Here is a 12,594-nt window from a genome sequence, read left to right as displayed (position 1 = left end):
CATCATGGAATCTGTCTCATGCCGATCCGCTGATCGAAAATCCGGGGAATTCTCCGGTCCAGCGCCAAGAAGGCCCACTGAGACAGGTTGACTGTTCAGATAACGCGCCGAGATATGTGCGGCTTTCTGTTGCGCCTCGCTGGGCATCACGCCGACCGTGCGTCACGCCGACTATATCGGCTCGTGGCTGGAGGTGCTGCGCGAGGATAACCGTGCGATCGTTCGCGCCGCCTCTCTGGCAAGCAGGGCTGCGGATTATCTCTTGGGTTTCTTGCCGGACAAAGTGGCCGCTGACGACGATCGGCGGGAGGCAGCGTAATGGCCGCCCGCTTCCAGTTCGGCGTCTTCCTGCGGATGCGTTCATGACCGAAGTCTGCCTCGATGCCGGACCCCGCTGCGGCGAAGTCGTTGCAGAGCGCCAGGACCGACCTGCTGCTCCGCGACAAGTGTCGCGTGGCTGCCGAGCACATCAGAGGGCGAGGAGTGACGGAATTCTCATGACGGGTTTGGAGGTCGAGAGAGAGGCTCTCGGCCGCCCGTCGCGGAGTACATCCCGATGGCTACTGCCGTTCAGAAGATCACCCTGTCGTCCTCGCGCGACATTCCCTTCAACAAGCTGGTGCTCTCCCAGTCCAATGTCCGGCGCGTCAAGGTCGGCATCTCGATCGAGGATCTTGCGGCCTCGATCGCCCGCCGCGGCTTGATCCAGAGCCTCAGCGTCTTGCCCGTCGTCGACAGCGACGGTAACGAGACTGGCATGTTTGAGGTACCTGCCGGAGGCCGGCGCTTCCGCGCGCTTGAGCTGCTGGTGAAGCAAAAGCGCCTCGCCAAGACCGCCCTCGTGCCCTGTGTCGTGCGCGCCCGTCACAGCGCGATCGTTGCCGAGGAGGTGTCGCTCGCCGAGAACATTGAGCGAGCGCCGCTGCACCCGCTCGATCAGTTTCGCGCCTTCCAGGACATGCGCCAAAAAGGCATGAGCGAGGAGGAGATTGCCGCAGCCTTCTTCGTGCCGGTCAACGTTGTTAAGCAACGGCTTAGGCTGGCTTCTGTCTCCCCAGTGCTGCTCGATGTGTATGCCGATGACGGGATGACGCTGGAGCAACTCATGGCTTTCACGGTCTCTGAAGACCGCGCTCGCCAGGAGCATATCTGGGAGGCAATCAGGGATGCCTGGTCGAAAGAGCCCTATCAAATCCGGCGCATGCTGACCGAAACGACGGTGCGCGCCTCCGACAAGCGCGCCGTCTTCGTGGGGACCGACGCCTATGAGGCCGCGGGTGGTATCGTCATGCACGACCTGTTCCAGTCGGATGACGGCGGCTGGCTGCAGGATGCAGCGCTGCTGGACCGCCTGGTCACAGAGAAGCTCAAGGCGGTTGCCCAGGAAGTTGCAGCCGAGGGTTGGAAGTGGGTCGAGGTCGCTATCAGCTTCCCCTACGACGCAACGCGTGGGCTGTATCAGCTGCAGAATGATCCGCTCGATCTCTCTGCCGAGGAGCAGGCTACCATCGATGCCCTCAACGCCGAACATGCCAAGCTTGAAACCGAATATGAGGGTGCTGACGAGCTGCCCGAAGACGTCGATCAGCGACTCGGTGAAATCGAGACCGCGCTCGCCAATTTCGACAAGCGCCCAAGGCGATTCGATCCGGCCGACATCGCCGTCGCCGGCGCGTTCGTCAGCATCGACACTGACGGCTCACTCTCGATCGACCGCGGCTTTCTCCGGCCTGAGGACGTGCCGCTGATGTCATTTGACGGCGCGAATGAATCGAAAAGCGACGGCGGGCCCGGGGCTGCCGACAGCTCGTCGGTGCACCGTGCCGTTGTCACCATTGGCGGCCAGGCTGTCGAGTGCGAGGAAGACGAGGACGATGCGGTCAAGCCCGTGCCGGACCGACTGATGACAGAGTTGACCGCACACCGGACACTGGCGTTGCGCGATGCGGTTGCCGGCAACCCTCACGTCGCCATGACAGCGCTCTTGCACAAGCTGGTCACTGACACGTTCCAGCACCGCACCACGAACGGTTGCCTGGAGGCCTCGATCCGTCACGTCTTCTTCCCTCTGCAGGCAGGTGACCTGAAGGACAGCCCCTCGGCGAAATCGGTGGCCGAACGCCATGAGGCCTGGAAATCGGACCTGCCGACCGAGGACGATGCACTTTGGGACTGGATCGCCTCACTTGATGAGACCAGCCGCGCGGCGTTGCTCGCCCATTGCGTCAGCTACGGCGTGAACGCGCTCCACGAGAAAGGCGACCGCTATGGCGGCGCTGTCTCGGCACACGGCGTTCGGCAGCGGATCGCGCAAGCTGATCGACTGGCACGCGCGGTCGGTCTCGATATGGTTGACGCCGGCTGGACACCGACAGTCGAAAACTATCTCGGCCGCATCACCAAGTCCCGCATTCTCGAGGCGGTGCGAGAGGCGAAGGGCGAACAGGCCGCGCAGCTGATCGAGCATCTGAAAAAGGGAGATATGGCGAAGGAAGCCGAGCGCTTGCTGACCGATAGTGGCTGGCTGCCCGAGCCGCTGCGCCTGGTCGACCTCGACGGCAGCGCTGGCGCTGATAACGGCGCCGGCACCGACGGCTATGGGGAAGAGCTGCCCGAATTCCTCTCAGACGACGATGCGCAGATTGAAGATAGCGACCCGCACAGGGCCGCTGATTAGCTCGCCGCGCGGGGAGCGGCTTCGGCCCGCGCGGCGCCCTTTCCTACCCCTGCCGGACGCTCACTTTCTCACACACGGGCAAAGCCAATTGCCCGCTTCTGCCGCGTCCTTCTCGCTCGGCGGCTGCTGCCCCGCCGTCCCCACTGCGTGCCAAGATATCGCCCCCGGGCTGCCAACCGCGTTGCCGCTGTCGTCGTTGGGCTGACGGCGGGTAGCGGCGCAGCGCCTGGATCGAAGAAGGATCGTTATCGGCAGGACCGCAGTCCAGAGGGGAGAGGCCGGCCAGGGCGGATTTGAGCCGGATTGGTCGAGAGAGAGGGCCGCCCGGTTCATTCCCGTTCCGCTCTCCTCGAGGTTTTCTCCATGTTTGATGTTTCTTCGAAGACTGCCGCTCCGGCAGTGCCGCTTCCCCTTGTCTCATCCTCCCTGGCTGTCGAACCAGCTGCCGCCATCCACAGCGCAGCGCAGTTTCTTCTGCCCCATCTCGAACGCGGTCAGCGCGTCGACGCCTCGAGCCTTCGCTCCGCCATGGAAGCTGCCTTCAGTGCCTCCGATGCGTCCGGCGCATGGGACTGGAAATCAGCCTATGACGCTTGCGAAGTCGCGACGGTGCTGTTCCTGCGCAAATACGGAAAGTCGCTTCTCCGCAAAGCCGGTACTCCGGCCGCCGCACTGCCGATGCTGGGCAAGATCGCCGGCCTGTTCCCAACTCACACGCGCCGCTCCGAAGAGACCGAAGCGCTTCAGCAGTTCAGCACCCCCATTCCGCTCGGTCTGGCGGCCGTGACTGCTGCGGCAATCACCCCTGCCGATCGCGTGCTGGAGCCCTCCGCCGGCACCGGGTTACTTGCTATTCTGGCCGAGATCAGCGGCGGCACACTGCTGCTCAACGAACTGGCCGAGGCCCGCGCCGGACTTCTCTCATTGCTCTTTCCGGCCATCCCCGTCACTCGCTTCAACGCAGCGCAGATCGATGATTATCTCGATCCCGGCATTGCACCAAGCGTCGTGCTGATGAACCCGCCGTTCTCGGTGCTTGCTAACGTCAGCGGCCGCGTGTCCGACGCTGCCTATCGTCACGTCGTCTCTGCGCTGGCCCGGCTCGCCGAGGGCGGGCGGCTTGTCGCAATCACTGGCGCAAATTTTTCCCCAGAGCTGCCTATCAGGCGCGAGTCCTTCGTCAGGCTCCAGGAGCGCGCTCGCGTCGTGTTCACCGCCGCGATCGACGGCGCCGTCTACGCCAGGCATGGCACCACCGTCGAGACCCGGCTGACCGTCATCGACAAACTGCCGGCCGACAATCCAGGCATCTTTCCAGCATCAGCCGGCACGGCGCCCGATGTCGCCACACTGATCGCCAGGATTGGCGAGCACGTTCCCGCACGGCTGCCGGTCAGCGCTTCGGCTTTTGCGCCCGCCGTCAAGGCACTGGGGCCCACAGCGCGCACGGTGCGCGGTGATCTCGCCAGATCCGCCGCTTCCTCTCCGGTGCGCAGCCTTGCCGAGCCGGAAGGCACCGCGCTTGCTTACGAGACATTGGACTGGACGCCTGCCGAAAGTAGGCGCATCACCGATGGCATCTATGAGGAATACGGGTTGCAGGCGATCCGCATTCCGGGCGCCCATCCGCATCCGACCAAGCTGGTCCAATCGGCGGCGATGGCATCCGTTGCCCCGCCGAAGCCGAGCTACCGGCCGATTCTTCCTGCCAAGGTTGTCAGCGACGGCCTCTTGTCCGACGCGCAGCTAGAAACAGTCATCTATGCCGGCGAGGCCCATTCGGAGTTCCTCGCCGGTTCCTGGACGGTGGACGACACCTTCGACCTTGTCTCTGCCGCGCGCGACGATGCCGCGCACTCCGTGCGATTCCGCCGGGGCTTCATGCTCGGCGACGGGACGGGCGCCGGCAAGGGCCGCCAGTCGGCAGGCATCATCCTGGATAGTTGGATGCAGGGCCGCCGCAAGGCGGTGTGGATCTCCAAATCCGACAAGCTGATCGAAGACGCCCAGCGCGACTGGTCTGCTCTCGGCATGGAGCGCCTGCTGGTCACGCCGCTGTCGCGGTTCCCCCAGGGCAAGGCCATCCGCCTCGATCAAGGGGTCCTATTCACGACCTACGCCACGCTGCGCTCCGACGAACGCGGTGAGAAGGTCTCGCGCGCGCGGCAGATCGTCGAATGGTTGGGCACCGACTTCGACGGAGTGATCATTTTCGACGAGAGCCACGCCATGCAGAACGCCGCAGGCGGCAAGGGAGAACGCGGCGACGTCGCCGCCTCACAGCAGGGACGCGCCGGGCTCCGCCTCCAAAACGCCCTGCCGAACGCCCGCGTCGTCTATGTCTCGGCGACGGGCGCAACCACCGTCCACAACCTCGCCTACGCGCAGCGTTTGGGCCTGTGGGGTGGCGACGATTTGCCCTTCGCGACCAGGGCCGAATTTGTCGAGACTATCGAGGCTGGCGGCGTTGCCGCCATGGAAGTGCTGGCCCGAGACCTTCGCGCACTCGGTCTCTATACGGCCCGATCGCTCTCTTACGACGGTGTCGAATACGAGCTGGTCGAGCACCAGCTTACCCCCGAGCAGACCCGCATTTACGACGCCTATGCCGGAGCGTTTAGTGTCATTCATAATAATCTCGACGCCGCGATGCGGGCCGCCAACATCACAGGCGAGACCGGCACACTGAACCGTCAGGCAAAGTCGGCTGCACGTTCGGCTTTCGAGAGCACGAAACAGCGCTTCTTCGGCCATTTGCTCACCGGCATGAAGACGCCGACCCTGATACGCTCGATCGAGCGCGATCTCCATCAAGGCCATGCCGCCGTCATCCAGATCGTCTCGACCGGCGAGGCACTGATGGAACGGCGCCTCGCTGAAATTCCAACCGAGGAATGGAACGACGTTCGCGTCGACATCACGCCGCGCGAATATGTCCTCTCGTATCTGCAGCATTCGTTCCCGGTGCAACTCTATGAGCCGTTCACCGACAGCGAAGGCAATTTGTCGTCACGTCCGGTCTATCGCGACGGCCAGCCCGTGGAGAGCCGCGAAGCGGTCGCCCGCCGCGATCGCCTCATCGAGCAACTCGCTTCACTGGCCCCCGTCCCGGGGGCTCTCGATCAGATCGTACAGCGCTTCGGTACCGACCTCGTAGCGGAAGTGACAGGCCGGTCGCGCCGCATCGTGCGCAAGACCAGCACTCGAGGCATCGATCGCCTTATCGTCGAAAACCGCGCCGGATCGGCCAATCTCGCCGAGGCACAGGCATTCATGGATGACTGCAAGCGCATATTGGTGTTTTCCGACGCCGGTGGCACTGGCCGCAGCTATCACGCTGATCTCACTGCGAAGAACCGCCGCCTTCGAGTTCACTATCTGCTCGAGCCGGGCTGGAGGGCCGATGCCGCCATCCAGGGCTTGGGACGCACCAACCGCACGAACCAGGCGCAGCCGCCGCTGTTCCGGCCGGTTGCAACCGATGTGAAGGCTGAGAAGCGCTTTCTCTCGACGATAGCCCGGCGCCTCGACACATTGGGCGCCATTACGCGCGGCCAGCGCCAGACCGGCGGACAGGGCCTATTTCGCCCTGAGGACAATCTGGAGTCGCACTATGCCCGCGACGCGCTGCGGCAGCTCTACCTGCTGCTGGTTCGCGGCAAGGTGGACGGCTGCTCACTCCAGATGTTCGAGGAGGCGACCGGCCTCACGCTGACGGATTCCACCGGCATCAAGGACGAGCTGCCGCCGATCACGACCTTCCTCAATCGGCTGCTGGCGCTCACCATCGCGCTTCAAACCGTCCTGTTTACGGCCTTCGAGCAATTGCTAAATGCGAAAATCGAGGGCGCCATCGCCTCCGGCGCCTACGACATCGGCTTGGAAACACTGCGTGCGGAGAGCTTCGTCGTCACCGAGCGACGCGTCATCCATGTCCATGCCGCCACCGGTGCGGAAACGCGACTGCTGACCATCGCCCAGCGCAAGCGCAATCGACCCGTTTCACTTGCCGATGCCCTTGCCCAGCTTCACGATCCCCGCGCGAAGCTCCTGGTCAACAACCGATCCGGCCGCGCCGCCGTACAGGTGCCAGCGCCCGCGCTGATGCTGGACAACGGCGAGATCGAATGGCGCGTCCGGCTGATCCGGCCGATGGAGCACTATCAGGCCTCATTGAAGATGATGGCGGAGAGCCACTGGGTTGAGGCTGAGCAGGCTGCATTCGCTGACGCCTGGAGTGTCGAGACGGCTGACGTGCCCGAATTCACGGACAGCACTATCCATGTCGTTGTCGGCATGCTGCTGCCGATCTGGAAGCGTCTGCCCAGGGAATTCTCACGTGTGTACCGGCTCCAGACTGACGATGGCGAGCGCATCATCGGTCGTCAGGTCCCGCCAGCATGGATCGCGGGCGCACTTGCAACAAGCTCGCCTTCGATCACAGCCAGTGATGCTTTCGTTGCGCTACTGGGCGGTCGAACGATCCTCGACCTCGCCGATGGTCTGCAGCTTCGGCGCAGCCGCATCATGGGCGTCAGCCGAATCGAGCTGACGGGCTTCAACGACACAATGCGTGACCGTCTTTCGGCATACGGCCTCTTCCGAGAGATCATCTCCTGGAAGCTGCGCATGTTCGTGCCCGCCGACTCATCTGGACCCGCAATTCTGGGCAAGTTGCTGAAGGGTTATCCAGTCCAGCGCATCGACACGCGGGAGGACGCGTGATGGCCCGCCACGGTGCGTCAGAACTGGCGCACCGCCTCGGCCAGCAGGCTGAGGCGGTTTGTCGCTATTATCTTTCGAACGGGCATCGTGAGGGCCGCTACTGGCTTGTCGGCGATGTGCAAAACACGCCGGGCCGCTCAATGTTCGTGCGTCTCGTCGGGTCAGCGAACGGAAAAGGAGCCGCCGGCAAGTGGGCCGATGCGGCGACTGGCGAGCATGGCGACCTTCTAGACGTCATCCGCGAAAGCCGCGGCTTCAGCAACTTCAAGGACGTCGCGAATGAAGCAATGACGTTTCTCGGCTTGCCGCATCCCGAACCAGAGCAGACTTCTCCCCGACCGAAATCGGTAGACACGCCATCCGGATCATCTGAAGCAGCGCGTCGGCTGTTTGCGATGTCGCAGCCGATTGCGGGTACAGTCGTAGAGGCGTATCTGCGCAACCGCAGTATTACCGCTTTGCACGGGACCGAAAGCCTGCGTTTTCACCCGCACTGCTACTACCGGCCCGACGAACACGTGCCGACCGAGACCTGGCCGGCGATGATCGCTTCCGTCACCGATCTCGACGGCCATTTGACTGGCGCACATCGCACCTGGCTTGATCCTTCCGGCAGGGGCAAGGCACCGGTCGGTACGCCGAAGCGCGCGATGGGCGATCTTCTCGGTCACGCGGTTCGCTTTGGCCTGCCGGGCGACGTCATGGCGGGCGGCGAAGGCATCGAGACCGTCTTGTCGCTTCGGTGCATCCTGCCCGATATGGCTATGGCAGCGGCACTCTCGGCAGCCCATCTCGCTGCCATGCTGTTCCCCCTCACGCTGAGACGGCTCTACATCGTGCGCGATGCCGATCCCGCCGGCGACGGCGCACGTGACACCTTGATCAAAAGAGCGAATGCTGCCGGGATTGAGGCGATTGTGCTCTCGCCGACACTTGGAGACTTCAACGAAGATCTCTGTACGCTTGGCGTGGATGATCTTCGAGCACGCGCGCGTGTCCAGTTCGCGCCGCAGGACATCGCCCGTTTCATGGCAGTGGCGGGATAATTTGGAACGAACAACCTGTCCGCTGTCGCTTGCATCGCTCGGATGCCCCCGAAGTCGGAGAGAACCGCGCCTGCGGGCCTTCGAGAGGGCGATCGGCCAGCAAACGAGCCAGACCCGCAATGTCTTCGGCCGACTATTTTCCGGCGCGCTCCCAAGGGAGCGCTTTCCATCGCGAAGCAAAATAGCCGGCCCTCCCCCTCCTCCGCTGACACTCCGGCCCTTCGCTTCGCTGGGGGTGCAGGTCCGTCCCGTCCGCCGGCTTCCGTCGCCATGAAGGCCGCGAGGGTCGCGGTCCAACCGGCGGAGCATCCAATGAGCGAGCATAACGACTACGAACCACAGCACTCGTCTTCACCCATCGACCAAGTCCTCACCGAACTCCAGCTCTATGGCTACCGGCCCTTCGCAGATGAGCCTGATCCTCGACCGCTTCCAGAGGGCCACTGCGTCGCCGGCGCGATCGCCGACATCTTCGACGCCCTCATCGTGGCACTGCAAGACACTCGCCTCGAGCCCGATCTCGACGATCTTCTATGGTCGACCGTCAACATCTTTCACCGCGCCGCAGATCGGATCGAGCGCGAGCTCGACCACAACGAGCAGGCGCAACGCCGCAGCCAGTGTGAGCAGGACGGCAGCGAAGTGAAATCCGTCGAGCTGGAACGCCTGACGGCCGAAGGGCAGACGCTGATCGAACGCCAAAGCGCCTTCGAACTGATGCGTGATCAGGCCGCGGAGCACTACGAGCGCCACACCGGATCCAGTTGGCGACCGCGCAGCGGATCGATGGTCAACCACCGCAACCTGACCTCTGCGCTGATCGACAGCCGCGACTTTCTCAGCGCCAAGAAACGCGCCTCGCAGGAAGTCCTTCTGCCACCTGGCCCGAAAATCGCCTTCACCGCTGGGTTCGACTTCAATGACCACCAGCTGATCTGGGCCAAGCTCGACCAGGTCCACGCCCGGCATCCCGACATGGTCTTGATGCACGGGAAATCGCCGAAGGGTGGCGAAAAGATCGCCTCCTGCTGGGCAGACCATCGCAAGGTACCCCAAATCGGCTTTGCCCCTGATTGGACAAAGCATGCCAAAGCCGCCCCGTTCAAGCGCAATGACGCAAGCTGGAGTTGCTGCCGATAGGCGTCATCGTCTTTCCCGGGACCGGAATTCAGGACAATCTTGCTGACAAGGCAAAAAAGCTCGGCATCCCAGTCCTCGACTTCCGCCCCAAGGGAGGCGGCGCGTAAGCGCTGCCCGCCCCTACCCTTTTTTCGATTGTACGATACGGCCGCGGTCGGGCAGCTCGGCGCCGCCCGTCTTATGCGATACTCAAGTCCGCGCCCTGGCAAAGGCGCGCGACGCCGTCACGCTTGCCGTCAACGTTTCAGCTGCGTCGCAGCTGGCATCACAGCTGCGAATAACGACGCCTCTTCAACCGAACAGGGGCCGGATCTGGGCGAACTCACCGAACAACCGGCGTGGGCAGGATGCTTGTTCTTGAGCGGCCGTCGCATTGTTAGCGTTGTCGCTGACACGGCATCGCGCGACGCACAGTTCGAATCCACCACGGCGTGCCGTCTCGTTCCAGAGATAGCAGATATCCGGTGATGCACGTCAGCCGTGACTTGAACCGTGTCTTAAGCGCGGTGCTGACAACAGCTTGCGACTCGCAATGCCTGTACAGAGGAGCATCGACGCCGCTGATCGTCGTAGCCGGGATTTCGCCAGCGACGGTATCGCCAGGTTCTCCGTTGATGTCTCTGTCTGGTGGGCCGCTCCAAACGGCCTCTTTAATGGGCTGATCTGGCCGAAGGTCGGCTGCGCCTCGATCGCCTAAGCCGCAATGGCGCCGATCGACTTTCTTCCCCTGCCGGCTGCGCCGTCATTCCTCGCCAAACAACAAAGTCGCCTGGCTGCCATCCTCCGCTGGCGCTGCGGTCGCAAGCGATGCGGCGTCGATCGCCTCCGGCCCGCCGATCGCCATCGAGGCCGCAACGGTGCGGGCTCGAAACAGAGTTCAAGGAGAAAACTCATGGCGATAATCGGAACCTTCAAGAGGGCCGGCAACAATGAGTTCACCGGCGAAATCGTGACCCTCTCGCTCCAGACCAAGAACGTCCGGGTCGTGCCCGAGACCAACCGCTCTGGCGACAGCGCCCCCAGCCACCGTGTCTTCGTCGGGCAGGTCGAGATCGGCGCCGCATGGTCCAAGCGCTCCAACGACGGCCGCGACTATCTCGGCATGAAGCTGGACGATCCGAGCTTCACTGCTCCGATCTACGCCAACCTCTTCAACGATGAGGAAGGCGAAGGCTTCAGCCTCATCTGGTCCCGCCCCAACGGGCGCCGCAACGCCGAGTAAGGCCCCGACCAAGGCTCCGCCCGGACGAACAGGGCGGGGCCGATCTCCTTTCACCCGACAAGTTGAGCGCAGTCGCTGCGCAACGAGCTCCGTCGGACTGTGGGGCGACTACCGATCGTGTTCGCGACTGGAGACTTCATTCCTGCATGTTGCCTCGCCGATCATCGAAAATTCGCGGTGCTTCCCGCGTCAACTCACGGTGCCGATTTTCTGATCAACTCGCATGGGTCGACATTCAGCGCAGTGGCGATCCTCCCAAGAACACTGATGCTGGCCGAGACCCGAGCGCGCTCGATCGATCCCACGTAACGCATGCTCAGTCCAGAGCGGGCGGCCAGTTCCTCCTGCGTCACGTTCTGGTCATGGCGCAGACGACGCATGTTGGCCGCCATGATCTCCTTGAGATTCATGACGGATTAGGGATCAGAAAGGGAACTATCGTTCTAGGAATGATCGTTCCTATTCGCTATGATTGGTGCTCGATCTAAAGGACGGCTCCTTCGAGATCGCGATCGAAATATGAACGGTCAAATACATGCTTAAACCGCTGCTCGATCCTGATGTCGCCGACATTGCGCCGGATGCCCCGGTCCTGACCGGCTATGACGAGGAGCGTCTGCTCACCTACATTCGCCTGCTTGACGCGGCAGCGGAAGATGCCGATTGGCAAGAGGTGGCCAGGATCGTCTTGCATATAGACCCGGAGCAGGAGCCGGAACGAGCATTCCGGTCCTGGGAGACCCATCTTGCCCGCGCCCGATGGATGACAACCAGCGGCTACCGATATCTTCTCGCCGGCGGCGCTCCGCACTGAGGCGACCGGCGCTCCACTTTGCTGAATCGGCATAATGTTTTGCCGACTCTCCAACTATCCAACTTCCTTATCCCCCTGAATGTTGACGCCGACGCCTCACATCCGGGTACGCGGAGAGGACAGGAACAGTGCAAGGCGATTGGACCGATCCGGCGGCGTATGAACATATGTGCAGCTACCAGGCTACGGAGTTCGCTGCCGAGTATCTGATCCGGAATGACGAATTCGTGGCAGAGTGCACCCAGCTTGCATCGCAATCCGCTGGTTCTGGAGAACCTGCCGGTCAGCCCGATCTCGCCGCCCGTTGGGGCGCGCGATTTCAAAACTGCCGCTGCCGGACTTCCGAAAGCTGACAATATCATCTGGACGGAACAGGCCTCGCCGCGCGTGCTCCGGGTCATGCGGGTACCTGCATCCCACCAGACAGTTCAACCTTCCAGCCTTGGCGGAGCCAGCGTTTGGCCGCAGAACGAAGGCCTTCACATTATTTGGTCTACCTTAATTGGGAAAAGTCATCTCGTCGCTGACGACCGCGCCGGTGAATTCAACGCTATCCTTCTGCCACTCGACGCTGCATTCGAGACGCGGCTCGATGCAGCGCGCCGGTTCTGGCGCGCACTGAACGGCCGGGCAGCCGGTCCATCCTACGGCGCACTGCCGCAACAGACCAAGACCAGGCATATCCTCAATTTACGCGCACATGATGGTCACCGCACGGGTGCAACCTATCGTCAGCTCGCGGAGGTGCTGTTCTCGCAAGAGCCGATTGTGCCGCGAGATTGGCGTGATCATCATCTCCGCCACAAGGTCCGAGCTATCTTACGCCGTGCAGCTTTTTTAGTCGCCGGCGGCTATCGCGATCTTCTCTTCTACCCCCACAACCGCAGCGAAAAGTCCGGCCGCCGAAGTCCTTCTTCGGGGTAGCAAAAACGCACCCCCCAATCTTTGCCCTCCCTCGCCTTTCCTCATT

Annotated in this window: 8 protein-coding genes and 2 pseudogenes; 9 read left to right on the top strand and 1 reads right to left on the bottom strand. The window is 62.8% G+C overall.

Annotation, left to right across the window (positions count from 1 at the left end; translation table 11 throughout):
• Positions 1–106: 106 nt before the first annotated feature.
• From NKJ84_RS25200 to NKJ84_RS25175, 6 genes and pseudogenes are all read left to right on the top strand, one after another.
• Positions 107–319 (top strand): annotated as a pseudogene (locus NKJ84_RS25200) (zincin-like metallopeptidase domain-containing protein); the annotation flags it as partial.
• Between the two features lie 237 nt (positions 320–556).
• Complete coding sequence (locus tag NKJ84_RS25195; protein WP_352508702.1) at positions 557–2,677, top strand: ParB/RepB/Spo0J family partition protein; 2,121 nt, start codon at positions 557–559, stop codon at positions 2,675–2,677.
• 363 nt (positions 2,678–3,040) lie between these two features.
• Positions 3,041–7,402, top strand: a complete 4,362-nt coding sequence (locus NKJ84_RS25190) for a strawberry notch-like NTP hydrolase domain-containing protein (RefSeq protein WP_352508701.1) — start codon at positions 3,041–3,043, stop codon at positions 7,400–7,402.
• The gene (locus NKJ84_RS25185; RefSeq protein WP_352508700.1) at positions 7,402–8,448 is read left to right on the top strand and encodes a DUF7146 domain-containing protein; all 1,047 of its coding nucleotides are present in this window, start codon (positions 7,402–7,404) and stop codon (positions 8,446–8,448) included. The genes NKJ84_RS25190 and NKJ84_RS25185 overlap by 1 nt, the downstream gene beginning before the upstream one ends.
• Positions 8,449–8,760: 312 nt before the next feature.
• Positions 8,761–9,695, top strand: a pseudogene (locus NKJ84_RS25180) (DUF2493 domain-containing protein).
• A 785-nt stretch (positions 9,696–10,480) separates the two neighbouring features.
• On the top strand, positions 10,481–10,810 hold the full coding sequence (locus tag NKJ84_RS25175) for a DUF736 domain-containing protein (protein ID WP_023717052.1): 330 nt from the start codon (positions 10,481–10,483) through the stop codon (positions 10,808–10,810).
• 194 nt (positions 10,811–11,004) lie between these two features.
• Here the strand turns inward: NKJ84_RS25175 and NKJ84_RS25170 are convergent, their stop codons facing one another.
• Entirely contained in the window at positions 11,005–11,220 is a 216-nt protein-coding gene (locus NKJ84_RS25170) for a helix-turn-helix domain-containing protein (RefSeq protein WP_023674290.1), read from the bottom strand.
• A 125-nt stretch (positions 11,221–11,345) separates the two neighbouring features.
• Here NKJ84_RS25170 and NKJ84_RS25165 point away from each other — a divergent pair, with 125 nt between their 5' ends.
• From NKJ84_RS25165 to NKJ84_RS25155, 3 genes are all read left to right on the top strand, one after another.
• Entirely contained in the window at positions 11,346–11,624 is a 279-nt protein-coding gene (locus NKJ84_RS25165) for a DNA -binding domain-containing protein (RefSeq protein ID WP_023717050.1), read from the top strand.
• 167 nt (positions 11,625–11,791) lie between these two features.
• On the top strand, positions 11,792–11,977 hold the full coding sequence (locus NKJ84_RS25160) for a transcriptional regulator domain-containing protein (protein ID WP_352508706.1): 186 nt from the start codon (positions 11,792–11,794) through the stop codon (positions 11,975–11,977).
• A gap of 46 nt (positions 11,978–12,023) precedes the next feature.
• Positions 12,024–12,548, top strand: coding sequence for a DUF2285 domain-containing protein (locus NKJ84_RS25155; RefSeq protein WP_352508699.1), 525 nt, complete (start codon positions 12,024–12,026; stop codon positions 12,546–12,548).
• Positions 12,549–12,594 lie beyond the last annotated feature (46 nt).

The sequence above is a fragment of the Mesorhizobium sp. M0048 genome (assembly GCF_040323405.1).
GTDB lineage: Bacteria > Pseudomonadota > Alphaproteobacteria > Rhizobiales > Rhizobiaceae > Mesorhizobium.
The sequence above is the reverse complement of the archived record's forward strand: the minus strand, read 5'-3'. Positions and strand labels throughout refer to the sequence as shown.

Excerpts from the sequence above, each read along its gene's own strand:
- NKJ84_RS25170 (WP_023674290.1), bottom strand. The coding sequence starts at position 11,220 with ATGAATCTCAAGGAGATCATGGCGGCCAACATGCGTCGTCTGCGCCAT.
- NKJ84_RS25190 (WP_352508701.1), top strand. The coding sequence starts at position 3,041 with ATGTTTGATGTTTCTTCGAAGACTGCCGCTCCGGCAGTGCCGCTTCCC.
- NKJ84_RS25155 (WP_352508699.1), top strand. The coding sequence starts at position 12,024 with ATGCGGGTACCTGCATCCCACCAGACAGTTCAACCTTCCAGCCTTGGC.
- NKJ84_RS25165 (WP_023717050.1), top strand. The coding sequence starts at position 11,346 with ATGCTTAAACCGCTGCTCGATCCTGATGTCGCCGACATTGCGCCGGAT.
- NKJ84_RS25175 (WP_023717052.1), top strand. The coding sequence starts at position 10,481 with ATGGCGATAATCGGAACCTTCAAGAGGGCCGGCAACAATGAGTTCACC.
- NKJ84_RS25185 (WP_352508700.1), top strand. The coding sequence starts at position 7,402 with ATGGCCCGCCACGGTGCGTCAGAACTGGCGCACCGCCTCGGCCAGCAG.
- NKJ84_RS25195 (WP_352508702.1), top strand. The coding sequence starts at position 557 with ATGGCTACTGCCGTTCAGAAGATCACCCTGTCGTCCTCGCGCGACATT.
- NKJ84_RS25160 (WP_352508706.1), top strand. The coding sequence starts at position 11,792 with ATGTGCAGCTACCAGGCTACGGAGTTCGCTGCCGAGTATCTGATCCGG.